Origin of the sequence: Achromobacter seleniivolatilans, assembly GCF_030864005.1 — a bacterium.
Lineage (GTDB): Bacteria > Pseudomonadota > Gammaproteobacteria > Burkholderiales > Burkholderiaceae_B > Achromobacter > Achromobacter seleniivolatilans.
Genome location: NZ_CP132976.1, coordinates 3573499 through 3599415, shown reverse-complemented (window position 1 = coordinate 3599415; position 25917 = coordinate 3573499). Strand labels below are relative to the sequence as shown.

The following is a 25917-nucleotide window of genomic DNA, read 5'->3' as shown; positions in this document are numbered from 1 at the left end:
AGCACCTGCCAGGCCGATGGATTTGAGTTGCAACCCGCATTCCTCAATTGGGGAACGCGGGTTTTTCTTTAATAGGCACAATTCCTTGCCCAAAAACCTGTGTTTATTAACAGTACGACCCTCATCGCGTCTTAGAATTCAACCTTGATGAAGCATAACGGGGTTGACGCCCTGTCTTGGCCTGTCCCGGGTGTCCGGGAAGCGCCACCGGCACTGGCCGGCAGTGAACCGAACCGAGAGAGATGGATGGATAAGCGACAAGACCTGGAACAGCCGGCGATCCAGGAGGGTGCGGCGCAAGCCGCGGGGGCCAACGCGCCCGATGCCATCCCTCATGAAGCACAGCATGCGCAACAGGCCATTGAAGCCAAAGCGCCGCCTGCGGACTGGTACGCGGCTATCGCGATCGACATCGAAGCCGATCCCACCGTCGGTTATGCGTCTGTCCAGAACGCGGTGCCCATCATCCGTTCGCTGCGCCTGACGAACCGTTCGCAGCACAGCTTCGACAATGTTGAAGTTCATGTCAGCTGCAATCCGGCCTTTGCGCAAAGCGTCAAACTGCGCTTTGACTCGCTGGTCCCCGGCGAGATCCGCCGCATCTCGCCGCTGGATCTGACGCCTGACCACGCTTATGCGGCCGACTTGCAAGAAGCGGTACGAGCCAGCATCAACGTAGTGGCGCAGGCGCCGTGGGCGAATGGCCTGCAAGAAGTGGGCCGGGCGTCACAGCCGATTGCAGTACTGGCCTACGACCAATGGGCGGGCACGCGCGCCTTGCCTGAACTGCTGGCCGCGTTTTCCATGCCGAACAATCCGGCGGTAGACGTGCTGATCGGCCGCGCAGCCACGTTGCTGCGCAGTCAGCACAATGAACTGACCATGAACGGCTACCAGTCCAAGAGCCGCGATGTGGTTTGGAAACAGGTATCCGCCATTTACAGCACGCTGGCTGCCGAGACGCTGCACTACGCCGAACCGCCCGCGTCCTTTGGCGTGGACGGGCAGAAGATCCGCACGCCAGACCGCATCGTCGAAGCCCGCGTTGCCACGTGCCTGGATCTGGCCATGCTGTTTTCGTCTTGCTTGGAGCAGGCGGGACTGCGCCCCGTGATCCTGATGAAGGACGGTCATGCCTGGGTGGGCGTGTGGCTGCATCAGGCCTGCTTTGCGGACCCGCTGACCGACGATGTACAGGCCGTGCGCAAACGGGTCGATAGCGGTGAATTCCTGGTCTTCGAGACCACGGGTATTGCGCAGCATCCCAACCACCGCGCGTCTTTGCGGCTGGCGCTGGAGCAGGGCGCGGCTCATCTGCGCGAAGAAAATACTTTCCGCTACGCCATCGACATACACCGCGCACGCGAACTGCAGATCAAGCCGCTGCCGTCCCGCGTGGTATCGGTGAGCCCAGGCGATACGGAATCCACCGAACGGCCGGCCGCCATCGAGCCCACGCCCGACCTGCCGCCGCTGGATCCAGAGTTCGTCATCAGCCTGGAACCTGTCGACGACACGCCGGAGGGCCGTCTGGCCAAATGGAAGTCGCGCCTGCTCGACCTGACGCTGCGTAATCGCTTGCTTAACTTCAAACTGACCAAGTCGACGTTGCCACTGGTCGCGCCCGATCTGGCGCGGTTGGAAGACGCGATCGTGGACGGCAGCGAGTTCCGCATTCGCCCCTTGCCCGCTGCCTTGATGGAAGGCAATGATCCGCGTATGTCCGAAGTGCATGTGAGCCGGGGCGGGCGGCCGCCGCTGGACGATATGGCGCTGGAAGCGTTAGGCAACAAGGAGCTGATTGCCCGTGTGACGCAAGAAGCGTTGGACGCCAACCTGCTGACGATATTTAGCGCGGCGCGTACGGGCCTGGAAGAAGGCGGCGCGAATACGCTTTACCTGGCGATGGGCATGTTGCGCTGGACCGAAAGCCCTGGCGCGGAAAGCGCGCATATGGCGCCGCTGATTTTGGTGCCTGTGTCCTTGCAGCGTCAATCGGTGCGCAGCGGCTTCCGGCTGGTGCGTCACGATGACGAGACCATCATCAACCCCACGTTGCTGCAAATGCTGCGCAACAACTACGAACTGCGCATTCCGGGCCTGGATATTTTGCCTGCCGACGACAAAGGCGTGGACGTGGCCCGCGTGCTGCAAGCGTTTCGGCTTGCCGTGCGGGAAATTGCTGGGTGGGAGGTGCTGGAACAGGTGCATCTGGGCATCTTCTCGTTCACCAAGTACCTGATGTGGAAAGACTTGCAGGACCGCACCGAGCAGCTCAAAGCCAATCGCGTCGTCCAGCATCTGATCGATCACCCCGGACAGGCTTTTGCCAAAGAACCCTTTGACGAACGTTTTGATCGGCTGGATGACAGCTACAAACCCGAAGACCTGTTGACACCTCTGTTGTCCGATTCGTCGCAGCTCAAAGCGATCTGCGCCGTGGACGCAGGACGGGATCTGGTGCTGGAAGGGCCGCCCGGAACGGGCAAAAGCCAGACCATCACCAATCTGATCGCGCACCTGCTGGCGCGTGGCAAGACGGTGTTGTTCGTGTCCGAGAAAATGGCTGCGCTGGAAGTCGTGCATCGGCGTCTGGCCAACATCGGCCTGGGTCCATTCTGTTTGGAACTGCACTCATCCAAAGCGCGCAAATCTGAAGTCTTGCAGCAGTTGGGCAAGGCGCTGGATCACAGCGGTCAGCGCACCAGCGACGATTGGGCCCGCGAAGCCGAACATCTGAGCGTGTTGCGCCAGGAATTGAATGGATTGGTTGATGCCCTGCATCACGAGCATCCTAACGGCCTGACCGTTTACGACGCCATTGGCACTTGCATCGAGTATGCCGGCCTGGAACCGTCGCCGATGACGTGGCCCGATGCGCAGGCGCACGCCCGCAAGGATCTGGCCCAACTGCGCGAGACCGCAAGGCGCATGTCTACCTTGTCTGGTGAGCTGGGCAAGCTGCATGGCCACCCGCTGGCGCACATCGGCATGGCCGAATGGAGCCCAAGTTGGCAGGATGCTCTGCTGGTTGCCGCTCAGGGGCTGGATCAGGCGATTGCCGCATTCAAGGCGCTGGCCGCTACCGCCGGCGAGGGGTTGGGATTGCCGGGCGCGGGTCTGAGCATGGCGGCCTACGCGAAGCTGGACGCGTTGATCGATGTGCTGCTGGCTGCCCCTCAAGTGCCTGCGGGCCTGGCGGCGCAAGCGCACGATTCCGCAACCCGATTCCAGGTGCAGGCCATGGCCAGGCACGGCCTGGCGCGTAATGCGCACTGGGCGCAGGTGGGCGCGCAGTGGAATGCGCAACTGGCGGAACTGGATGCCAACACGCTAAAGGCCGAGTGGCTGTCCGCCTGCTCGTCGTGGTGGCCCAAGTCTGTGTTCGCCAAAGGCGGCATCCGTAAACGCCTGGCGGCCTATCGCGCAGATGCGCAACGCCCGGACGATGCCGCGATCAGCGCGGTGCTGACCCCGTTGGCCTTGGTCAATATTGAAGACCGTGAATTGGCGGTTCTGAAGACTGACGCCCAACGGCTGCTGCAAGATTCCTATACGGGCCTGACGACGGATTGGGAACAAGTGCAGCGTCATGAGCAATGGGCGCAGCGTTTTGCTGATGCCGTCACGTTGATGGCGGGCGACCCAGCAACGGCGGCGGACCTGCGCACGCGCCTGCAACCGCTAGTGGGCGAGAACCGCGCCTTCTTGATGCCCGGCGCAGCACTGGGCAAGAGCCTGCTGGAAACTCGTAACGCCTGGCGTGTGCTGCAAGATAAGCAGGCTGAAGTGGACATGTTGGCCAAACCCACGCAGCCGCTTTCTGGAGGTTTGGACGTCAATGGCGCGCTGGAACGTATCCAGGGCGTCATCGCAGGGTGGCGCCACAACAAGCAGTTCCTGATGCCGTGGTGCGTCTGGCGTCAGGCCCGTGAACAGGCGATGCAGCTGCAATTGCAAGGTGTGGTCACGTCGCTGGAGCAAGGCAGCGTGCCGTTGGCGCAGATCGAGGCCCATTTTGAGTTCAGCTACCGCAATTGGTGGGTGAAGAAGATCATTGACCACTCGCCTGTGCTGCGCTCTTTTTCCAGCGCCGATCACGAACGTAAGATTCGTGAATTCCGCCAGGCCGATGACCGCTTCCAGCAACTGACGTCCGCCTATATTGCTGCGGTGCTGGCAGGCAAGGTGCCCGCTGGCAATGGCATCCTGGTCAGCCCCGATAGTGAACTGGGCCTGCTGCGCCGCGAATTGCAAAAGAAGACGCGTCACGTTCCGGTGCGCCAGTTAATGCAGCGGCTGCCGTCGCTGTTGCCCAAACTGAAACCGTGCCTGCTGATGTCGCCGCTGTCCGTGGCCCAGTACCTGGATGCGGGGCATACTCAGTTCGACGTGGTTGTCTTCGACGAAGCTTCGCAAATACCCGTGTGGGATTCCGTGGGCGCCATTGCCCGTGGCCAGCAACTGGTGGTGGTGGGCGACACCAAGCAACTGCCGCCAACCAGCTTCTTCAGCAAATCTACCGTCGAAGAAGATGGCGCGGGCGACGATGGCCAGGTTGAAGACCTGGAAAGCATTCTGGACGAGTGCCTGGGCGCCGACATGAACCGTCTGCGCTTGCAATGGCACTATCGCAGCAAACACGAAAGCCTGATCACCTTCAGCAACGTCACCTACTATGACTCGCAATTGATCACCTTCCCGTCGCCCGTGACGGACGATGTGGCTGTGCGGCTGGAGAAGGTCGCGGGTATATACGACCGCGGCGGCAGCCGAACCAACCGCCGTGAAGCCGAAGCCATTGTGCAGGGCATCGAGCAGCACTATCTGGATAAGAACCGCCGCCGTCAAACGCTGGGGGTCGTTACCTTCAACCAGCCCCAGCAGTCGTTGATTGAAACGCTGCTGGACGCGCGCCGCCGCGCCAACGCGGAATTGGACAAGGCGATATCTGCGCAGTCGCGCGAACCCTTGTTCATCAAGAACCTGGAAAACGTGCAGGGCGACGAGCGCGACGTGATCTATTTTTCGATCACCTTCGGCCCCGATGCGGCCGGCAAGATGACGATGAACTTCGGGCCGTTGAACGGCGAGGGCGGACACCGCCGCTTGAACGTCGCGATCTCCCGCGCGCGTGAAGGCGTCGTGATCTACAGCACCCTCATGCCGGAACAGATTGATCTGTCGCGCGTGCGCGCGGCAGGCGTGCGGGACTTGAAGCACTACCTGGAATTTGCGCTGAAAGGGCCGCGCGCCTTGGTCGAACAGTCGTTGCCCACCGGCCGCGAACCGGACAGCCCGTTCGAGACGCAGGTCATCAAGGTGCTGCGCGAGCGCGGTTGGGTCGTGCATCCGCAAGTGGGTTGCTCGGGTTATCGCCTGGATATGGGCGTGGTCGATCCGCGCGCGCCGGGCCGGTATTTGCTGGGGGTGGAGTGCGATGGCAGGGCGTATCACTCTGGCGCCACGGCGCGCGATCGAGACCGCTTGCGGCAGGTGGTGCTGGAAGGCTTGGGATGGAAGCTGCATCGTGTGTGGTCCACCGACTGGTGGATCAATCCGGAGCGGGAAGTCGAGAAGTTGCTGACGCGCTTGAATGCCGAACTGGAACGCGAGATCGAAGCCGAGCCAGAGGCCGATGCGACGGCGCAGGACGGGGATGCTTCGGACGTCAGCGGGGCCGTGGAGTTTTCGATCACGACCGAAGAGGGCGCTTGGGCATCCACCGGAACCACTGGCGGCTTGACGGCGTATCAGTTGGCGGACCTGAGCGGCGGTGACTCAGAGGCGTTCTACAGCCGCAGCAACAATGATCAGTTGGCTGAACAACTGCGCGTAGTGATAGAAACAGAGGGGCCGATTGCCGAAACGGTGCTCCATCGCAAAGTGGCACGGGCCTGGGGCCTGGAGCGGACGGGCGTCCGGATCGTGGAAAGATTGCGTACCTTGACCCCGGCAGACGTGGGGCAGACCGAGGAAGGCAATGCCACGTTTTATTGGCCCGCGAATGTGAGGCCCGAAGAATGGAGCGATTTCCGGCCTGCGGGCGACGATGACGCCACGCGGCGCCGGGTCGACGATGTCAGCGTGCGTGAACTGGCCAACGGCGTGCTGCACGTCATGGCCACGACGGGCAATGCACCCACGTCCGACGTCATCAAGTCCGTATGCCGGATGCTGGGAATGGCGCGGACTTTGGCGGATGCGGAAACCCGGGTCGGACTCGCGGTCTCTGAACTGACTGCCCGTGGTGTGCTGCGTGAAGAGATGGGAATGTTGCGGGTCGTGTAAGGCATTGCCCGTGCTGCGGGTTGCGCCGTGCGGGTGCAGGAATGAGGCGTGTTGAGTGTCAGTCTGTAATAACGAACTTCAGGCTGGCGGCAGGGTGGGCGCCTGGATAACGCCGGCGCATTCCGTATGAAACCGGCTGCTTGTCAGCCGGCGCCATGCCTTGGATTTTGGCGACGCTGCCGCAAGATTTTGAAACTGTATGGATGCCTGTTCGCTAAAATCGTCCACGCTACGGACGTAGAATGCCGCTTTTCATCAGCGCCATCCGGCTTACAGGAACGAACCATGAAAAAAATAATCCTCCTTGCGTCCGCTTGCGCCGCGCTGCTTCAGGCCTGCGCGCCCGTTTCCTCTCCTAGCGAAGGATCGTCCTCCATGCCGACCACCACCACCGCGCCTGCCAGCCAATTGACGCTGCCCGCCTACTACTGGCGCCTGACGTCCGCGGCCGATGCGTCGGGTAAGTCCATTCCGGCTTTGCAGACCGGTATCGAACATCAACTGCGCCTGACCTTCTCGAAAGACGCCTTGAACATTCGCGGCGGCTGCAATGCGCAGTTTGGCGGCTATAGCTTCAAGAACGGCGTGCTGCATGTGGAGAACCTGGCATCGACGATGAAGGCTTGCGACCAGAGTCTGATGCAGCTGGACGCCGAGATAGGCCAACGCCTCAAAGGCGATTTGCGCGCGACTTTATCCGGCGATACGGCCGAACCCGGCCTGGAGCTGATTGCCAAGGACGGCAGCGTTCTGAAGTTTGTTGGAGAACCGACGCCGGAAACCCTGTACGGCAGCACGGGCGAAATCATGTTCTTGGAAGTGGCGGCAAAAAAAGCAGAATGCAGCCACCCGATGATTCCCAACTACCAGTGCCTGATGGTGCGTGAACGCCGCTATAACGAGGCTGGCATTCAACAGCCTACGCAGGACAAGTGGCATCCGCTGTATCAGTCGATTGAGGGGTTTGAGCACAAGGATGGCGTGCGGACTGTACTGCGCGTGAAGCGGTACGACTGGAAGAACCCGCCCGCAGATGCGCCGTCCAAGGTGTATGTGCTGGATATGGTGGTGGAGCAGGACGCTGGGCGGAAGTAGGTAACGCGGGGGGCGTGCGACGCGGGGTACCTTCATAGAAGTACTTTTATGGCCACTAAAACAACATTTATGACAGGTTGCGTTGGTGGCGACATCGCCCTCCCATCTTTACCCCGGGGCGCGCACGACGTGATAGCCAACAGCTCTTCTCATCGTTGCGTGTGCGGCAGAGCATCAGAAATGCTTGGCTGACGGCCCGTTGTTTGTGTCGGGTTTCGTCCCGATACAATTACTACACACTGGAACCGCGTGCATGCCCTAGCATGCGGCTTTCCGCTACGGCAACCAGAACCACACCCATGTGCAGTACGTGGCACTGAATCACCATGACAAAAATTCTTTTGGTCGACGATCAGCCGATGTTGATCGAAATGTTGAGCGAGTTCCTGATTGGCGAGGGGTATGACGTCACGGCGCACACGGATGGACTCACCGCGTTGCAGCAGATGATTGCCTTGCGTCCGGACCTCGTGATCACGGACTTTTCCATGCCGGGCATGAATGGCGGAGCATTGCTCACCGCCATGCGCGACAACGCCTATCTGAATGAAACGCCTGTGCTCGTGTTGAGCGGCCGTCCGGAATACGAAATTGGCGAGGTCTGCGAAGGGTATGCGGCCTACATGCGTAAACCTGCCGAGCCGCTGGATGTGCTGGAAACCGTCCGCCGCTTGACGCCCGCTCCGGCGCGGCAGTTGCACCATCGGACCAAGTTGGATGGCCTTCTGAGCCCAATTGGAATCGGCTCGGCGTGCATTCCAGTCCCGGCGGTATAAAGCGGCTCTGAAACGATCGGGCGGGAGTTGACCGATTCTTTTAACGAAGAACGCTATGTCGTCGCTGCGATATTCGAGCGCCGCAAGCCCTTGCGTAACTGGTGCCCGAGGTCACCCAAGCCCACATCGCCGCAGCCAACTAGCGTCAGGTCTTACTCGCCAACGTTGCCGCATCCGGCATGAGTCCGAACTCACCTATGAACATGCTTGACGAGCTCGGCCCGCGAATCTGCCTGCTGGGGCCTTCCAACAGTGGTAATCCACGCTGGCAGAGGCTATAGCGCGCAAGCGTGGCATTCCGGCGATTCATCTTGATCAGCTGTTTCACGCGCCCAATACGGATTGGCGGCCCCGGCCTGAAGCGGAATTTGTTCGCTTGCATGATCTTGCGATACAGCAAGATCAATGGGTCATGGAGGGCAACTACACGCTCACGCTTGCTCAACGATTGGAGCGAGCAACCGGATTCATCCTGCTGGACTTGTCTACCGCTGCCAGCCTATTCCGCTACATTCGCCGCAGTTGGTTTGAACGCGACCGGCGCGGCGGGTTGGAAGGGGGTAGAGATTCTGTGAAATGGCGGATGATTCATCACATCGCTGTTGTGACTCCCGCCAATCGGCGGCGCTATGCAGAGATGTACGAAGACATACGCCTGCCCAAACTGAGATTGGCTACAACGGCGGAACTTGGGCGCTTTTATCGATCGGCGCAACTTAGTCGATAGACGGAACTGGTCGTATTTAGCGCCGCCCACAGAGACCAGCAGCCTTGTTTACCCAAGTCCCGCACGCTGCGTTTCAGTAAACTCCTCGATCAGTAGTCGCCGCCTGGATTTTCTTGCCTGGTTGGGCGTCAGTCCTCAGCTATCTTGCCTTTGCCTCCATGACCACCTGCCACGCCGATCTTGCCGATACGCTCCGTTCCCCGGTTACCAAGCCGGACGACCTGGACCCCTTGGAGCAATTCTTCCAACGGCCGGAAGTCAGCGCGTTTTACGCCCATGCCCAGGAGCCGGGCCAGGACAATCCCAGTCTCGTGTTTTGTGCCGAGTTGCTGCCTGCTCTGCATCCAAACCGCGCCAGCGCCTTGGCGTTGATGTGCGGCTCGCTGGTGGAAGACGACGCCGATCCCGCTATTCTTTTTCCCACGCTGCAAACGCTGTTGCGAGTTTGGTTGCACACGCTGCGCCCGTATTGCGCGCAAGAGGTTGAAGAAGACGACGAAGAAGTCGAAGAGGCCGACCGCCAGGTCTGGATCGATGCTCAGGGAAAAATGGCTGCGCTCCCACAAGATAAGCGTTGGGAAATCGAAGCCTTGCAAGAGGCCGTGGATGTTCTGGTGTTGCCCATGATGACGATGCTGATGCGTGATCAAGGCAATCACCAAGGCTTTGTTTCGGATCAGGAGCTAATGGCGCTGCTGCACCCCATGGCGACCAATAACGATAGCTTGCCGTTTGAGCAGCTGCATTATTTGTGGATGGCGGCGCAGGTCAGTTACGAGCACGAATTGGTGGTGGTGCTGCCCACATCCAAAACGGGTTTTGTGGCCGACGCGCATGCGATCAACAATACCTTCCACGCGTTCACGTTGTTGCAGATCATGATCGGCGAGCACGCGCAGGCGTTGGGCGTCAAGCGGGAGATTGCCCAGCGCGAGCCAGATATGGATGGCGACACTGCGGATTTTCAATGGTTGCAGATTGGCGCCTATGCCAATGGCGAACTGGTCAATGCGATGCTGTGGGCATGGGGGGAAGCTGCGCTTCGCCACAATATGTCCAAGCACGGCAAGCGGGTATTGATTGCGCTGGAGACGGACGAGGGCACGAAGCGCAATTGGTCGGGCTTTAACGGCATCATTCACGCGGCGCAGCAACCGGCCATGACGTTCAGGCGCTATCTGACGCCGGAAGAAGTGACGTCTTATCTGACGTGAGGCAAGCGCAATAAACATTGAATTGCCGGAATTCAAATTTCTACTATGCCCTTGGCCCGGGCTGGCGCGTAGCATGCCCACGAGAATTTTCCCTGCCGCTTGGTCCGGCATATTGACTCGGGGGCTTTACGACATCGCATTCCAATGATCTGACTGATCCGGCAGTAAGCCGGTCTCAACTGCCGGATCAGCCTATGACAAGCCCGCTTGCCGCGCCACGCGCAGCACGCATCGCGGCGCCGTGCAGCATGCACAGTTACTACATCTACTGCGACAGGAAAGGCCGGCTGTTGGCGGTTGCAGCGGGCTGGAATTGGCCTGCCTTTCTGTATGGCGGGTTCTGGGCGGTTCGTCAGCAGCATTGGAAGATTGCTGGCGCATATGCGCTCGGGCTGATGGTTTTCGTGCTGTCGGCCAACCAAAGCGCGCCGCTCGCGCACATGCTGCATGTTTGGCTGTGCTTGATGGGGGCCGTGGCCGCCGTTTTTTTAGGTTCGCACGGCAATGATCTGATTCGCGAACGGTACCGTCGCGCTGGCTACAGACTCGTTCGGCAAGTGGAGGCCCGCAGCGCAAGCGAAGCGGTGCTGGCGGGGCGCCGCAGCGTCAGTTGACGGGCGTCAGGCTTCAAACATCCTGTCCACGCTTTCTTGAATCTCAAAAACATCCGACACCACGTACAGTCCGATGCGCTCGCCCAGATGGCTGTTGCCGGGCGGTGTTTCCACGCAAGCCTTCACCAGCACGATCTGTCCGGCGGGATCGGGCATGAACTTCATGCCCGCGACCGACATCAGCTCGATATGTATGCTGCCGTCGTTGTAGCGGCGGCCCCGGGCGGCTTTACCCTGTAGCTCTTCGATCGCCGGGACGTGATCGAAAACCGCATCGTAGAACTCGATGATGGGGCTTTCATTGATCCCGGCGCAGCGATGCACGTACGCGGCGTAATAGCGGCCGTCCAACTGGTAGGAAACCACATCGCCCGCCCGGTAGAAGGTCAGGCTGTCGGGCAGGCCCGGCGCGCGTTTCAGGGCGGCGGGCGGCGTGCGTAAGAACGCCTTCTTGATGTCGTTGGTCTTGCGGTGAAAGTCGTCGCTGAGCGCGACGGCATCGTTGATTGCATCAATGGCCGTATCGGCGCTCGCCGTCAGGGCGCTGTCGGCGATACCGTATTTGTGCAGCAGGATCACGAGCGCTACGACGGTCTTTTGGCGGTATAGCTCAGAGACGGCATCGTCACCCGCTTGCAGCACGCAGTTCCAGCGCCGCAGCAATTGCGGCAACGCCGCTGCACCCGGATTGGCGGCAATGGCAGGATCGTGCCGGGCTCTTGCCATCGTGCGGGTCAGCAGCCGGGACAGGTCTTCGTCCAGCGTCTGCACCAAGGTGCCGGCGGCCAGTTTCTTCAGCGCCTGTGCATGGCTGATGGCGGTCATTTGGCGGCGTCCAGTTCGTCGCGCACCTGCATCAGTGCGAAGCCAAGCAGGTTCAGGCCGCGCCACAGATTAGGGTTGGCGATATGTTCGTCATCTTGCGCCATGCCGATGCCCCAAATGCGGTCCACCGGGCTGGCTTCGACGATGACGCGTTTGCCTGTCTGGGCCAGAAAATCGCGCAGTTCCGGGTTTTGGCCGAATTTGGCCTGATTGGCGCGTACAACGATGTTGTAGCGTTCAGCCAGCCAGACGTTTTCCTTGAATCCCAGCACCTGGCGGCCCAGCGCTTTGGCGGCGCCTGGGTTTGGCGCTTTGAACACCAGGGCGCGCGTGGTTTCGTCACCGAACAGCCGCGCCTTTTCGGCCATCATGTAGTGCTCTGCGCTGGGGTAGCGCTGGCTGTCGACTTCAAATGGCGCGCCATACCACTGGCTGAAGCACGAGGCTGTGACGCCGTGCTTGCTGGCCTGGTGGCCCCAGAAATATACGTATTTGAGCTTGGCGCCGGTGTTGTAGCGGCGGCGCAATTCATCTAGAAAGCGGGTGTCGGTCATTTGAGAATTATCGGTTTTCCAGTCCGGCTTCTGTGCGCTGTTCGCGGATCATATCCACGTTGTCGCGGATCTGCTGGATCAGCGATGCCAGACCTGCGCGCGTTTCTTCCAGCGCGTGGGCGTATTTGTCTTTGGGGGTGGTGGGGTTGGGATAGCGGGCATCCCAGTCCAGCGCGGCCTGCATGGCGTCGGCCCAGTCGTTCGGTTCACCGGCTGCCCACTCGTTGATGCTGGAGCCGACGGTGGCGTTCAGCGCATCCATGGCGGCTGGCTCGTCATCTTCCGGCAGGCCAGGGTTGGCGATCAGCAGGTAGCGAAATCGCAGCTGCCCGGCAAAGAACCATTTGACGGCTTCGTCCTTGCGGCCCTGTTCGAATAATTGCAGGGCGTGGACGTAGAGTTCACTGGGATGGGATTGGGCCAGGCGTTCTTCCACGTCTTGGGGAGAGTGGGTGTTGGTCATCGCTTCGCGCTCCAAATAGGCTAGCGCTGAAGGATAAAGGGGGAATGCCCGGGCGCGGTTTCAAAATACGAATATTTTGCTGAATTTCTTACGACGGACATCGGGGCGCAAGAAAGCGCCTGGGCTCATCTCTTTACGCCCCGAGTTACGCATGTCATGCACGCGGCAAGCGCGTCACCACTTGCCGGGGTTCTGCGATTGCATCTGCGGCGCGGCGGTGCCGGGCCTTACTGTGTCCACATACTTTTTATAGCTGTTGACGTATTCCGGGCTGTTGATATCCGGTGTGTTGTCGCTGTTCCAATTTTTTTCAACGCCGGATTGCTTCCAGGCGGCCAGATCGCGCATAACGTCATCGCGGCTTAGGACGACATTAGGTTCGGGCGCGGCGGTGGTTGGGGCGGCTCCCATTTGGGCGGCAGCGGTTCCAGACAGCAGCGCAAGGGCCGCCAGCGTGGCAGGGATGATGGCGCGGAGGGTCAGAATGGGCTTCATGAAGTACTCCTTGAGGATAAGCGTGACCGCAGCGTTATCCTGAGTCCGTGCTCCATGCGATGTGGCCGATTGGACAAGGACCGCTGCGGGACTGGGATGCCCCCTCTCTGATGGCTTCCGGCTTATCGTAGGGCCGCATGGGTGGGTGCGGCATACTCAAAATTGAGTACGCCGGTGGCGCCGCATGGGATGGCGCCAGTCGTACGCCAGGCGCCGTCCGGCTTATAGCAACGAAGCCAGCCGTACCAGTTCCGACTGGCGGTTACATTCCATTTTGCTCAACAACGATGCCACTTGTTTGCGCACGGTCAGTACGGAAGCCCGGCGCAAGGTCGCCACTTCTTCCACGCTGTGCCCTGCCGCCAGACCTGCAAGAACGGCGGCTTCGGCGTGCGTGATGGAAAACACCGATTCCAGTTTGATGACGTCGGGCATGGCGAAGGCACTCTTACGCCGCAGGCGAATCAGCAGCAAGGGGCCGCCGATCAGGCTCAACGTGTCGGGCGCGACGCTGATGTCGATCCAGCAGAATTCCCCCCAGCCAGATGCGGTGGCGACTGACCGCGTTTTTCCGTCCCGGATGGCGGCCGCGCAATGGGTGTCGAACAGCCGCTGCACCTTGCTATCAGCATGCCGCAATCGTCCGCCACGCACCGTCCAGCCGTCGGCATCGTCCAGATGCCCCACCGCGAGCGCAGACATTTTTTCAACCCTGCCATCTTTGTGCAGCAGCACGACGGCTTCGCCGACTTCCGAGAATGCGCTTTCGATGGATTTCCACCCGATGGCTAATGTTTTTTCGCGTTGCGCCAACTGGCTTTGCAGCGTGCGGAAGTATTGGGCGAAATCGCCGCTCTGCATGCGCTGGCTGGCGTTGAGATCGACACTGGCGCGCTGGAACCCGATCGATGCATGCATCACTGAGTTGGATTCAACGATCAGGCACAGAATCTGCGCCATGCGGTGTTTGACCATGAAGTCCGTGTAAAACTCCGTGCGCTGCAATTGCGCGGGGCTATACATGCGCGCGGTATCCAGCCAAGTGCCGGCCAAGGCCTGCCGCGAGTCCCGTTCCAGAATGTCGCAACGGTGATAGTGGCCCTGGTAGTCGGAAAAACACGCATCCGAAAAACCAATGGCAGACAGATTCAGCAGCTCGTTGCGGGCATCAAAGACGATCAGCGTGCCGCTGTCGGCGCCAACCAGATCCCGCGCAGTGCGCAAGATGTCTTGCCAGGGCGGTTCGGGATCGGTCAGGTGATGCACGGCGTCAATTGCGCGCCGCAAAACAATCTGATGCTCGGCCATGGTGTGCCTCCAGCGCTGGTTCAAACGTAATCGCTGCTACGTGTCTCAGGTGGTGGTCGCTTCGGCCTCTGGGAGCCAAAAGCGGTGCTCGGCTGCTGCAAATCAGAGCGGATGAGCGGGCGGTAGAGGGCGCATGGAGATCGGCCGCCGCGGGCTCAAGCGGAAATTATCCTCGCAAAATCGGGATGAAGGACAAAATCCTTACTGTCGGATGATGAGAGAAATGGTGCGCTAATTAGGGGCTGATACGGAAATACCGGGATAGTTAAATCGGTTTTGGCTGCGGCGCCAGAGCCAGGCAGGGGAGGCGACGGTGGGCCTATTGGCCGTTCAGACCCAGCAATCGCAGCAGCAGCGTCTTGCGCTCACCTTCCGCTTTGCGGGCCTCGATCGCCAGTTTCTTGTCCGGGCCGCAGAGGCGTTCGCGTACCAGCGGTACGTCATGCTCCTGCAGCGTGGCCATCGCTTGAATCAGCGCTTCCAGGGTGGCGCTGTCGTCCAGAGCGGGTTTCTTGGGCAGTCTGAAGTTGTCTGTGCAGCAGCACAGGCAGGCGACGATCGTGTCTACGGTTGCTGGCGTCAAGCCATGGTGTTCAATGAACAGGGCAGTGAACCGGTCTTGCGCGGATTGGTGTTCGTCGTCGACCAATTCCATGTAGTGCCGCACCAGCGGGAAATAGCGGGCATCGGCCAAGCCCAGCGCAAAGGTGGCGTAACTGCCAGTCAGGCAGTTCTTTTCGGCTTCGGCATCGGTGTACCACTCAAAGGGCTTGATGGCGGCACGAGCGTAAGCTTCCAACGCGTCGAGCGCAGCCGGGTGCTGTGCGGCGTTGGCAAAGAACCGATGCGTGTCGGACTTGGCCAGGCCCTTTACGGACAGGTAGTGTTTGACCTTGCTCTTGACTCGAAACTGGTAGCCGGGCGGAAAACCTTCTTGCAGCAATCGCGTGACGAAGTTCAAGGCCTGGATATAGGCCGTGGCAGTTTCTTGACGGATGTGTAGCGTGATCGTGGACAGGACATCGTTGGCGGCGCAGTCCACTTCGGTGTTGGACAGGCGCGTATGTTCAACCGGGTGCGCGCCGCTGCCTTCGGTCAGCATGCCGGCGGCGCGTTCACTGCCCAGTTCTTTTGCCAGCTCCAGGAAGCCCAGGCCTGTAGGACGCGCGTAACCTGGCTCGTGCCGCAGGATCAGTGTGGCGGTATAGAGCAGCAGGCCGATATCGCTGTCGTCCGGCGCCAGGGCGGCGCCGGGCTTTGGCTCATAGGTGTTCTTGCGGAAGGCGTTGCGGTCAATATTGAAATAACGCGGCAGGTAGTGCTGCTCGCTCCAGACGCGCAGCGCGTAAATGATGGCGCCGCGCTGCTCGGCCAGAGACGGCTGGCCAGCATTCAGTTCCAGCACGCGTTGGAAAATATGGATCAGCCACGCGGCGTCCGGTTCGGGAAAAAGTTGCGGGTCCAACAGGTGGCGGCACAGAAAGGTAATGTCCAGGCGCGCGGTGGGAGCGCTGCCTTGCAGCAACGTCTGATCCACATACGTTTGCACACGCTGGCGTAGCGATTGCTGTTTGGCGTCGTCAGTGTGATCGAGCAGCGTCAGCCTCAGCCTTCCGCCGGTAGTGGGAAACTGCGCGCGAAAGCGGAAGCGGTAGTCGAGTTGCGGCTTGCCCGCCAGCCGGGCTACACGTTCACGCACGGCCTCGGCCAGTACGGGCACAAACTCTTCCTGCACCTGTTCGGGGCTGACCGGCCCATTGCGGCCTTGGGAGCGCAGCCCATCCTGGCTATTCGGGTGCCAGTCTGGCATCACGTCAAATACGATGCGAGACGGGTCGTATTCCAGCAGAACCTCTTTGTAGATGCCCGCTTGCAGCGTCGTCCGGCGCACCGTGCCGTCCGCGTCCTGGCGGTTTTCCAGCTGTTCGAACCAACCGTGTATGGCGGCCAGTGTTTCGTCGCGCATCTGCTGGGCCGTCTTGTGATGCAGGCCGATCGCGCCGGAAGTATCAGAGGTCATGGTGCTTTAGAGCGCTGCGGCTGCCAGCCGCTGAGCGCTTGTGGGTAAGAGTGGGCCGTATGCTACCCGAAGCGAAACACGCAGCCTCGGGCCAGAACCACTTCAGTGCGGGACACTGGCCGGGCTGGACAGAGGAACGGCGGGAAGCACGGCCGCACGCCATAAATCCAGGAAGTGACGTTTCTTCAACGGGTCCAGATACACCAACAGGCCCACGCCCAGACTCATCGGACGTATGCCTGCGGCGGGTACATCGGACGCGCCGACAGGCCGCATGCCCGACTGTTTGGCCAACATGTCCTGGCCTCTTGGGGACAGCAGGTAATCCAGCAGCAGCGCGCCCAGATCCCCGCGCGGCGCCTGTTTCGGAATGATCGCCGAGCGCGACAGCATCAGCGTGTAGTCCTGCGGATAAATGATGGCTAGCGGCGCACCCTGGTCGATGCGGTGCTGGGTATAAGACTCCAGCAGGTTGTAGGCCAGCGTGACGTCGCCGCGTTGCAGCTTGTCCAGCGCGTCTTCGGTTGACGCATGCACGGTGACGCCGTTGCGGCCGAATGCGGCCAGAAGGGCGCCTGCCATGCTGTCCAACCGCGTGTCTTGCGTGGCGGCCAAGTATCCGATGCCGCTGCCCTGCACGTCATAGGTCGATATCTTGCCGGCCAGAGGCTGGTCGGGCGCTTGCAGCAAAGACAGCAGTTCACGGCGGGTGTGAGGCACGCGGGCGGGGTCAAGCTTTTGCGTGTTGTAGACCATGACGATCGGGTCGGTGCCGATGCTGAAGACCTCATCCCGCCAGTTGGCCCAGGCGGGCAGCGCCCGCGTTTCGGCCGAGATATGGACTTGCGCGTGGCCATCATTGACCAGCTTCATTTGCAGATCCATGGCACTGCTGATGATCAGGTCCGGGCCGGATTTCGCCGCTGGCTCCGTTCGTGCGCGGGTTATGGTTTCGCTATAGAGCTCCTGCGTGGTCAGCTCGGTGTACTCCAGGCGTATCGCGGGATTCAGTTTGCTGAAGTCCTCCAGCACGCCTTTAAACACCTGCACGCTGTTTGACGCATGCAAGACCAGCACGTTCCTGGCGTCCGCTGGACCCAGCGTGAGTCCGCTGCTACTGACTTCCTGAGCGTGGCCGGTCGTGGCCAGCAGCAACGCGGCCGTTGCGGCAAACCATCGCAGGGTAGACAGGGCGTTACGCATCATGGCGGTGGGCAGGTAAGGTGACGACGGCATCCAGGCCGCCGCCAACGCGATTGCTCAGGCTGAGCCTGCCTTGATGGATATCGACGACGCGCTTGATGATGGACATGCCCAGGCCAGCGCCGGGCGCGCGCGGGTTGGGGCCGCGCACAAAGCGTTCGAAGGCGGCTTGGGCCAGCGCCGGGGGAATGCCTGGCCCGTGGTCGGATACCGTGATGCGCCAGTCGCCGTCGTGGCGGTCCAACCGGATGCTGATGTGGCCGTCATCCGACGCGCCGTGGCGCAGGGCATTGTCGATCAGGTTCTTGAAGGCTTCACGCAGCATCAGGCTGTCGCCGATGACTTCTGGAGGATCTTTCGCAGCCGTGGCAGGCAGGTGCAGCCGCACGTCGGGCTGGGGATCGGCTTGAGGCACCGTGTCGTAGACCGCCTGGCTCAGTAGTTCGGCCAGATTTACGGCTTGGAAATGCTTGAGGTTGCTGCGGTGAATGACACTGGCGTCGCTTAACAGCTGATTGACCAGGCGCGACAATTTCTCGGCGTTGCGCAGTACGGCCAGCAGACTGCGGCGCTGTTCTGCGGGATCTTCTTCGTCCAGCGCCACTTCCATTTGCGCGTGCAGCGCGGCGAGCGGGGTACGCAGCTGGTGCGCGGCTTCGGCGATGAACAGACGCAAGGTGTCCAGGTTGTCCGACAGACGCCCCATGAAACCGTCCAGCGAATGCACCAGCGTGTCCAGCTCTTCTGGCACGGGGGCGTTGATGGGGTGCAGATCGGATGCGCTGCGCGCCGCCAGTTCACGTTCAATGCGCTGAATAGGCGATAGCGAACGGCGCAGGCCCCAGTACGCCAGCGCCAGCGCGGCGGCGGTAAACGCCATCAGCGTCAAGGTGCCGCGCCAGAGGATATCGGCGGACAGGGCGTTGCGCGCTTCGCGGGTCTGCGCCACTTGAATGGTCGCGGTCTGGGTGTTCTGCGGGCCGGCAATCTTGCGTTCCATCCAGGCCACGCGCACGGGTTGGCCCAGGTACGCGGCGTCGTACAACTGCGGGCTTGCGGCTGCGCCGCGTTCAGGCGGGGCAGGCAGATCCGCGTAGCCCGAGATCAGGCTGGCGTCGCCTGTCGCTACGCGGTAGAAGACGCGGTCTCGCGGCGCCTGTTCCAAAAGCGCCAGCGCGGCATATGGCATATCCATCTGCCATTCGTTCTGAACCAGTTGCAGGCTGTCAGCCATGGACAGCACGGATGCGCGCAGCAGCTGGTCGTAGGTGGTGTCGGCAGTTTGTTGGGCGTAGCCGCGCACCAGCAGATACAGCGCGCCCAAACCAATCACAAACAACGCCAGCAGCATGGCCAGCAGGCGGCGGCGTATTGAGATGCGGCGCGGCTGGTGGAGCCGCAGGGTGCCGCTATTCGCGTTCGGAGCCGGAAGCCGGGTCATCGGTAGAGGTCAGCAGGTAGCCGGTGCCGCGTTGCGTTTCGATGCGCAGTGGCGACCCTTCCAGCTTGCGGCGAAGCCGGGCGATGTAGACCTCGATCGCGTTGGGGGCGGCGTCGTCATCGAAGGCGAACAGCTTGTTGGCGATTTCAGATTTGCTGACGGCGCGGTTCATGCCGGCCAGCAGGATTTCCAGCAGGCTGTATTCGCGTTTGGGCAGGTCGATGCGCTGGCCGGCCAGGGTGACCTGCCGGGCGGCGCTGTCGATGATCAGTTCGCCAAAGCGCTGGACGCCTGCCGACTGGGCAGTGGGCCGGCGCAGCAGGGCGCGGCAGCGGGCTTCCAGTTCGCGGAAATCAAAGGGTTTGGCCAGATAGTCGTCAGCGCCCGTATCCAGGGCATGGACACGGTCTTCGATGTCGATGCGGGCGGTCAGCGCCAGTACGGGGGTCTTGCTTCCCCGGTCGCGCAGGCGGTGCAGGATGTCAAAGCCAGACATCCGGGGCAGGCCGATGTCCAGGATGACCAGGTCGAAGGTTTCGTACTGCAGCACGCCGTCGGCGCTCAGGCCGTCGGATTGCAGGTCAACCGCATGGCCGAGACGGCGCAGCCGGCGCACGAGTGCGTCGCCCAGGTCTTCATCGTCTTCGATCACCAATATGCGCATCCGGCAATTGTAGTGCGCGGCCAGATGGCTCTGCCTTTCACAAAAACGACAGGTTCCAGACAGCTTTTGTTCCTAGTCTTCGGTTCCTGCTTCCCCCGCCGGCGGCAGGTTCACACCCATAACAACGACTTGTCGGAGATAACCCCTCATGCTTTTGACCTTGCTTGGCTTCGGCATGGTGATCACGTTCATGACGCTGATCATGACCAAGCGCCTGTCGCCACTCGTTGCGCTCATCCTTGTCCCCATTATTTTTGCCTTGTTGGGCGGCTTCGGCTCTGGCATCGACAAGATGATGCTGGACGGCATTCGCAAGATTGCCCCCACGGGCGTGATGCTGATGTTCGCCATCCTGTATTTCGGGGTAATGATCGACGCGGGCCTGTTTGACCCGGTCGTGGGCCGCATCCTGCGCGCCGTGAAGGGTGATCCGCTGAAAATCGTGGTGGGCACCACCGTGCTCGCGCTGGTTATTTCGCTGGACGGCGACGGTTCGACCACCTACATGATCGTAGTGGCGTCGATGCTGCCGCTATACCGCCGCCTGAAGATGAATGCGTTGTCGATGACTTGCCTGGCGATGCTGGCCAGCGGCGTCATGAACCTGACCCCCTGGGGTGGACCGACGGCGCGCGCAGCCAGCGCTCTGCACGTGGATGCGGGCGATATCTTCGTGCCGCTGGTCCCGGTAATGGGCGTGGCAATTGTGTCGATTCTGGTGCTGGCGTTCTTTTTGGGCCTGCGTGAACGCCGCCGTCTGGGCGTGCTGTCGCTGCCGGATGGCGCGTCGCTGCATGCCGGCTATGACGAAGACGGCCCCAAGAACCTGCCCGAAATCGAGGTCGATCACGACCTGCGCCGCCCCAAGCTGTTGTGGGTGAATGCGGGCCTGACCTTGGCGCTGATGGTCAGCCTGGTGCTGGGCGTGTTGCCGCTGCCCGTGTTGTTCATGATTGCGTTCGCTATTGCGCTGATCATCAACTATCCCAATCTGGCCGAACAGCGCCGCCGCGTGGCGCAGCATGCGGGCAATGTGCTGTCGGTGGTGTCGCTGATTTTTGCGGCGGGCATCTTCACCGGCATCTTGTCCGGCACAGGCATGGTCGAAGCGATGTCGCGCAGCCTGCTGGCCGTGATTCCAGACGCAATGGGCCCGTATCTGGCCGGCATTACGGCGTTGGTCAGCCTGCCGTTCACGTTCTTCATGTCGAACGACGCCTTCTACTTTGGCGTGCTGCCCATTCTGAGCGAAGCCGCTGCGGGGTATGGCATTTCCCCCGTTGAGATGGCGCGCGCGTCGTTGATTGGCCAGCCCGTGCACTTGCTTAGCCCCTTGGTTCCGTCGACGTATCTGCTGGTGGGTCTGGCAGGCGTGGAATTCGGGGATCACCAGCGCTATGCGCTGAAGTGGGCCACGATGGTCTGCATGGTGATGCTGGCGGCTGCCTTGGCGTTTGGCCTGTTCCCGCTGGTTGGGGCGGTCACCTGATTCGCGGCGCACACCGCACTATAGATAAAGGAATGTTCATGGCTTTGCGCATTGCTTACGTTACCAGCGGAATGGGCCATACGGGCACCGCGATTTGCCAGGCCCTGCACCATACCGGGCATCGCGTGGTGGCAGGATGCGGACCGCGCTCGTCGCGCCGTGATGCCTGGTTAAAAGAACAAAAGTCTTTGGGTTATGACTTTGTGGCGTCAGAAGGCGACGCGACGGATTGGGTATCCACCGAAGCGGCTTTCGCCAAGGTCCGCCGTGAAGTCGGCGAGATCGATGTACTGGTCAATAATGCCGGTTCCATGCTGGACATGCGCTTTCGCCAGATGGCTTATGCCGATTGGTCGGCGGTATTGCGCAGTAATCTGGATACGCTATTCAACAGCACCAAGCAGGTGGTGGACAGCATGGCCGACCGGGGCTGGGGCCGCATTATCAACATTGGCTCGGTGGCCGCCGAGAAAGGCCAGATCGGCCAGATCAACTACGCCACGGCCAAGGGCGCAGTAATCGGTTTTACCCGGTCGCTGGCGCAGGAAGTGGCGGCGCGCGGCGTGACAGTGAATCTGGTGTCGCCGGGCTTTATTGCTGACGACACGGTCAAGGCGTTTCCGCCCGCGCTGCTGGATCGCATTATTGAGAGCGTGCCGGTGGGCAGGCTGGGTACAGCCAAAGATCTGGCGGGGCTATGCGCCTGGCTGGCGTCGGACGACGCGGCCTTTGTGACGGGTGCCAACTACGCCATCAACGGCGGCGTCTACATGAGCTGATGCTTTTGCGTCTTGGGGCGGCGCTGATGCCTGCCCCATGACGCATCACGCGCAGTCAGTGCGCGCGGCTTTTCAAAAAGTCGGGAATGGACGTGGCGGTGCGCTTGCTGTCCGCCAGCCACTCCACGCGCCATTCCGTGATCCGTTCGGCGATCACGTGTTCAAACTGGCCGGGCACGGCCTCGTTGATGGATTCAAACTGCCGGACCAGCACCAGCGGCTTTTCGGCGCCAAGTGTTTCATCCGAACATTCCGCGGCTTCTTCAAATGTGGCGAATGCGTAGTAATAATCGTCGCCTTCGTGCAAGTCTTCGCCACCAGCATGGGGATGGACCCACACACGGTATTCCAGCACATCATCGTAAAAATAGCCGCCGCCTGATTTGGTCAGAGCAGGATATTCCCCGACTTGTTCGGGGTCGATGGCGATGGGGTGGGCGGACGTATGTTCAGTGGTCATGAGAATGGTTGCGGGATACTGATGGGGCTGGATTGTAATTCGGCATACGGGGTCCGACGCGGATGCAAATCAGACATCAATTTGATCAAACTGTACGCCCAGCGCGGCAGCGATTCGTTCGCGGGTGTTTTTCTTGGGTTTCGCGCCCGGAGCCTCCATCGCGGCATAGCTAGGCTGGCGTATGCCCAAGCGCGAGGCCATCTCAATTTGAGTCAGGCCCAGGTACTCTCGCCAGGCGCGGATGATGCCCCAGTCATTTTGGGACATCAACGCCACCACTTCATGGGGAATGGTGCCGTCCAAGGGGATGCGGGAAGGGGACGGGGAAGGAGGCTTCCCGCCAGCCAGCGCAAGGTATTCCGCGTACGGAAGTACGACGAAGGCGGGCTTGCCATGGCTTTCGATGATGGTCGGATGCAGACTTATGTTTGTTCTGCGCTTAAGTTCGATAGGTGCTGTCATCGCGCTTTTTCACCTCTTGGATTTCGATGATGCGGATCACAGAGTGGACATCGAAAATAATCCGGTACTGGCCGACTCGTAGCCGATAGCCAAACTCGTGGTTCACCAAAGCCCTGATGTTGGGCGTATGGGGAAACGACTTCAACTTTGCGACCTCGGCTGTAATGCGATTCCGGTCTGTTTTAGGAATCTTGAGCCATTGTCTGACCGCCCTTTTGGCCCAGTTGATCGAAAACATGCGTGGCGGCATCCGTATTTTTATAGCCTAAGCTATATAGCTTTACAAGCCCGCCATCGCTTACTGCCTCTATTCTGGGTTCAACGGGACGGGGGCTCCCGTCGTGTTCTAGCCCCCGAGCGACCACCGTATCAAGCATTCCGCTTGTTTATAGGACGCTTCCCGTTATCTAGCGAAACACAGACCATGCCAACGTCACAGAAAAAAGGCCAAGAACAATTGACGCGCCGCGCTGCATCTTTGCGGGGTCGAGCCATTTGAGCCGGTCGCCGCCCAGGGTCGCGCCGAACAAGACCCACATCAGGCCGATGGGAACCAACAGCAGCGCGAAGATCGCCATGGACAGGAGATATTGGGCAAGGTCCTGGAAAGCGGCAGTTGGGAAGATGGCGCTGGCGAACAGGATGCCTTTGGGATTCAGCAGCGTCGCGACAAACAGCGTACGCATGCCGATCAACTGCTGGGCGGCCGACGGCACGGCATTGGCTGCGTGCCACATGCGCCAGGCGAGATAGGCAATGTATAGACTGCTGGCAACACGCACCACGGTGGGCAGCCAGGGCAGAACCTGTGCCGCTTGACCCAGGAAGCGGCCCCAGATCGAGATCGACAGCACGTAGCCCGCCAGTTCCGCGCCAGTCAGGCGCGCTGATGGTTTGAATCCCTGCCGCAAACCGGCGGCCGCCAATAAGGTATTGGTGGGGCCGGGCATGGCCAGAACAACAGTGATACCGATGATGAATAAGCCAGTGGCCGAAGCGGAAAGCATGCGCTGACAGTACAAGGCGGAGAGGGCCGTCTTGTATCACACGGTCTATGAAGCGGCAATGTTAGCTGTCAAATGTTGCGCGACGTACTGCGTTCCGCCTGGACCACTATGTGCATTGCCAGAGTTGTCCGCTGACCCGGCAATCCGCGCACCAGAACGTGTAGTTGCAGCCGCCGCTGCCCCATAGCCATTCAGCGCCGCCATCTTGTGGCAGGTTCGAGTCCAGTTGCATGGTAAAGACCATGTCTTCCTGGCAATCGGGGCAGGCCGGATAGTCGGCAGATTGCACCCAGCTCGGCGGGCCACCCACGCGGCTCAGGTTTTGGCGGCCATTTGATTCGCCCCAGTCTTGCCAGGTCCAGCGTGCGGGCGCGGTGAACAACTGCACGTCGGCTTCCAGCAGCGCTTCTGCGGCATAGTCGGGCGTCAATGCGTCGCTACGCTGCTGACCCGGGTGCGCCGTGGGCATGCCTGTGGCGTCGTGGCGGTAGAACATCGGACCATCGCTTTCCCACCCTTGGCACGACAGGCAGGTTGCAAACTCCAGCGCGGTTTCGCTGGCGATACCTGCCAATGCGGGCTGGGCCAAGGACAGCAAGCGGTGTAGCGGCTGATGGCACAAGCCGCAGGTACTGGTGATGCTGCCGCCCATGTGAGCTAGCGCGAGAGGGGGCGCGTCGGACTGCCAGGTAGGATGCGCTTGGTGCACGGCGCGCCGCCAGGATGGTTGGTCCGCTTGCATGGTTATACGCTGCTCGGCGCTAAACCTGATATGCAGCGGCTGAGCGCCATGCAGCATGCGCAATCCGTCCGCGTGTGCACAATAGCCGGCCAGTTGCAACCAGGATGCGGCTTGCGCATCAGCCGGGTCCGGGAACAAGCGGGACAGGGCGCGCTGCACGGCGTCAGGCCGCCGCGACCGCAGCAACGCGATGGCGCGCTTACGGCCCAGTGTGCCAGCGCCGGTGTCGTGCTCCAGCCGCGTGAGCCAATCGTTCACCGTGCGGGCATCCAGTGCGCGCCAGGCCAGATCGTCCTGATAGGCTGGGCCTGAATCGCCCGTATGCAGAATGCTCAGCAGTTGTTCCCAATCCGAAGCGTATACCAGTGGATATTGCAGGCAGGCGGAATCGAGGATTGACGACAGCAGGTCCGAACTTGCGCCTTGCTGAACCCGTTCCCAGGCTGCGCCGACCGTTGCGATGTAGGTGTCGTCATCCATCAGGTCCAGCGCGGCGTCGATGAATGTTGTGTGTTTCAGCGGCCGGCCGAGCGCTAGTATGACTAGCTCACCCAATGCCTTGGGGTTTTCACGGCGAAGTTGCAGCATCTGCGCCATGGGGTCGTTGTTCTTCCACCCAAGGCGTTCGTACGTGTCCAGAATCCCGGCGGCGTTTTGCATGAGCAAGCCCTGAAGATATGCAGCCGAGAGCATATCCGATACGAACTTACGCGCTAGCGGCCTGACAACTTCATCGACACATCCGTGTGTGTCCCGCGGTCAAGGTCCGCACCCAGGGGTTCTGTCCATTCAGGCAGGTTGGCCAGCTCTTTGCTGACCTCGCCCGCTTCAATGCGGCGCGCGATGTCATCAAGCAGCAGTGTGCGTGTGGCAAAGCCTTTGCCTTGCAAATCGCGGGCAAAAAGCCGGTAGGTCAGGTTGGGTTCAACGCCTTTCATCACGCCCAGGTCCAGGATTCGACCTTGTTCGTTGCGCAGCAACAGGTGGCCGGGCCGTGCATAGATGCGATAAATGCGCCATGGCGACGAGATCGCGGCATGTTCACGCCGAGTCTCGCGTTTGGGTTCTCCGCCGCTGGGGGGCAGGGATGCCGATGGAAGGAGTTTGACGCAGGCGTTGGCGAATCGGGCGATAGACCTTCTGATCGCGCTCACGCAGCGTCTGCAATCAGCGCGTGCGCTTTTATCGAGATGTGTGCGCCAGCGCGGTCTTGCGCCATTGGCTTGCGGTGTTTGTCCATTGCCATACTCCTGTATGGCGATACGGCGAGGCGACGCACGTTCAAGCA

General features: G+C 60.9%; 23 protein-coding genes. 8 read left to right on the top strand and 15 right to left on the bottom strand.

Annotated features, from left to right (window positions below; translation table 11 throughout):
• Nucleotides 1–246 precede the first annotated feature (246 nt).
• The 6 genes from proA (at nt 247) to RAS12_RS16100 (ending at nt 10717) form a co-directional block, all read left to right on the top strand.
• Complete coding sequence (gene proA, locus RAS12_RS16125) at nt 247–6291, top strand: anti-phage protein ProA (protein ID WP_306937065.1); 6045 nt, start codon at nt 247–249, stop codon at nt 6289–6291.
• Nucleotides 6292–6666: 375 nt separating this feature from the next.
• Nucleotides 6667–7386, top strand: coding sequence for an META and DUF4377 domain-containing protein (locus RAS12_RS16120; RefSeq protein ID WP_306937063.1), 720 nt, complete (start codon nt 6667–6669; stop codon nt 7384–7386).
• Nucleotides 7387–7712: 326 nt separating this feature from the next.
• Nucleotides 7713–8162: a response regulator gene (locus RAS12_RS16115; protein WP_306937061.1), complete on the top strand. Its 450-nt coding sequence runs from the start codon at nt 7713–7715 to the stop codon at nt 8160–8162.
• Between the two features lie 376 nt (nt 8163–8538).
• The gene (locus RAS12_RS16110) at nt 8539–8889 is read left to right on the top strand and encodes a P-loop NTPase family protein (protein ID WP_306937060.1); all 351 of its coding nucleotides are present in this window, start codon (nt 8539–8541) and stop codon (nt 8887–8889) included.
• 158 nt (nt 8890–9047) lie between these two features.
• Complete coding sequence (locus RAS12_RS16105) at nt 9048–10103, top strand: hypothetical protein (RefSeq protein ID WP_306937058.1); 1056 nt, start codon at nt 9048–9050, stop codon at nt 10101–10103.
• A gap of 194 nt (nt 10104–10297) precedes the next feature.
• Entirely contained in the window at nt 10298–10717 is a 420-nt protein-coding gene (locus RAS12_RS16100) for a DUF2628 domain-containing protein (protein WP_306937056.1), read from the top strand.
• A gap of 6 nt (nt 10718–10723) precedes the next feature.
• Here the strand turns inward: RAS12_RS16100 and RAS12_RS16095 are convergent, their stop codons facing one another.
• From RAS12_RS16095 to RAS12_RS16055, 9 genes are all read right to left on the bottom strand, one after another.
• Nucleotides 10724–11542 carry a hypothetical protein gene (locus RAS12_RS16095; RefSeq protein WP_306937054.1) on the bottom strand — a complete coding sequence of 273 codons (819 nt, stop codon included), beginning with the start codon at nt 11540–11542 and terminating at the stop codon, nt 10724–10726.
• Nucleotides 11539–12096, bottom strand: a complete 558-nt coding sequence (ybiA, locus tag RAS12_RS16090; protein ID WP_306937052.1) for a riboflavin biosynthesis intermediates N-glycosidase — start codon at nt 12094–12096, stop codon at nt 11539–11541. The genes RAS12_RS16095 and ybiA overlap by 4 nt, the downstream gene beginning before the upstream one ends.
• 7 nt (nt 12097–12103) lie before the next feature.
• Nucleotides 12104–12559 carry a hypothetical protein gene (locus tag RAS12_RS16085; RefSeq protein ID WP_306937050.1) on the bottom strand — a complete coding sequence of 152 codons (456 nt, stop codon included), beginning with the start codon at nt 12557–12559 and terminating at the stop codon, nt 12104–12106.
• A gap of 174 nt (nt 12560–12733) precedes the next feature.
• Nucleotides 12734–13054, bottom strand: coding sequence for a DUF4148 domain-containing protein (locus tag RAS12_RS16080; protein WP_306937049.1), 321 nt, complete (start codon nt 13052–13054; stop codon nt 12734–12736).
• Between the two features lie 222 nt (nt 13055–13276).
• Nucleotides 13277–14362: a LuxR family transcriptional regulator gene (locus tag RAS12_RS16075; protein WP_306937046.1), complete on the bottom strand. Its 1086-nt coding sequence runs from the start codon at nt 14360–14362 to the stop codon at nt 13277–13279.
• A gap of 319 nt (nt 14363–14681) precedes the next feature.
• Nucleotides 14682–16382 (bottom strand): DUF6138 family protein, encoded by a 1701-nt coding sequence (locus tag RAS12_RS16070; RefSeq protein ID WP_306937045.1) that lies wholly within the window; start codon nt 16380–16382, stop codon nt 14682–14684.
• Between the two features lie 102 nt (nt 16383–16484).
• Nucleotides 16485–17588: an ABC transporter substrate-binding protein gene (locus RAS12_RS16065; protein WP_306951477.1), complete on the bottom strand. Its 1104-nt coding sequence runs from the start codon at nt 17586–17588 to the stop codon at nt 16485–16487.
• Nucleotides 17578–19026, bottom strand: coding sequence for a sensor histidine kinase (locus RAS12_RS16060; protein WP_306937043.1), 1449 nt, complete (start codon nt 19024–19026; stop codon nt 17578–17580). Before RAS12_RS16060 ends, RAS12_RS16065 begins: the two co-directional genes overlap by 11 nt.
• Nucleotides 18995–19690, bottom strand: a complete 696-nt coding sequence (locus RAS12_RS16055; protein ID WP_306937041.1) for a response regulator transcription factor — start codon at nt 19688–19690, stop codon at nt 18995–18997. Before RAS12_RS16055 ends, RAS12_RS16060 begins: the two co-directional genes overlap by 32 nt.
• Before the next feature lie 148 nt (nt 19691–19838).
• Here RAS12_RS16055 and RAS12_RS16050 point away from each other — a divergent pair, with 148 nt between their 5' ends.
• Entirely contained in the window at nt 19839–21179 is a 1341-nt protein-coding gene (locus RAS12_RS16050) for a CitMHS family transporter (RefSeq protein ID WP_306937039.1), read from the top strand.
• Between the two features lie 38 nt (nt 21180–21217).
• Complete coding sequence (locus RAS12_RS16045; protein WP_306937038.1) at nt 21218–21958, top strand: SDR family oxidoreductase; 741 nt, start codon at nt 21218–21220, stop codon at nt 21956–21958.
• A 55-nt stretch (nt 21959–22013) separates the two neighbouring features.
• Here the strand turns inward: RAS12_RS16045 and RAS12_RS16040 are convergent, their stop codons facing one another.
• From RAS12_RS16040 to RAS12_RS16015, 6 genes are all read right to left on the bottom strand, one after another.
• A complete protein-coding gene (locus RAS12_RS16040; protein ID WP_306937037.1) occupies nt 22014–22418 on the bottom strand; it encodes a GCN5 family acetyltransferase in 405 nt (134 codons plus the stop codon).
• Between the two features lie 69 nt (nt 22419–22487).
• On the bottom strand, nt 22488–22721 hold the full coding sequence (locus RAS12_RS16035; RefSeq protein WP_306937035.1) for a helix-turn-helix domain-containing protein: 234 nt from the start codon (nt 22719–22721) through the stop codon (nt 22488–22490).
• A 136-nt stretch (nt 22722–22857) separates the two neighbouring features.
• A complete protein-coding gene (locus tag RAS12_RS16030) occupies nt 22858–23118 on the bottom strand; it encodes a type II toxin-antitoxin system RelE family toxin (RefSeq protein ID WP_306937033.1) in 261 nt (86 codons plus the stop codon).
• 169 nt (nt 23119–23287) lie between these two features.
• Nucleotides 23288–23887, bottom strand: a complete 600-nt coding sequence (locus RAS12_RS16025; RefSeq protein WP_306937032.1) for a LysE family translocator — start codon at nt 23885–23887, stop codon at nt 23288–23290.
• Nucleotides 23888–23993: 106 nt separating this feature from the next.
• The gene (locus RAS12_RS16020; RefSeq protein ID WP_306937031.1) at nt 23994–25289 is read right to left on the bottom strand and encodes a hypothetical protein; all 1296 of its coding nucleotides are present in this window, start codon (nt 25287–25289) and stop codon (nt 23994–23996) included.
• Nucleotides 25290–25342: 53 nt separating this feature from the next.
• On the bottom strand, nt 25343–25783 hold the full coding sequence (locus RAS12_RS16015; protein ID WP_306937030.1) for a hypothetical protein: 441 nt from the start codon (nt 25781–25783) through the stop codon (nt 25343–25345).
• Nucleotides 25784–25917: the final 134 nt, after the last annotated feature.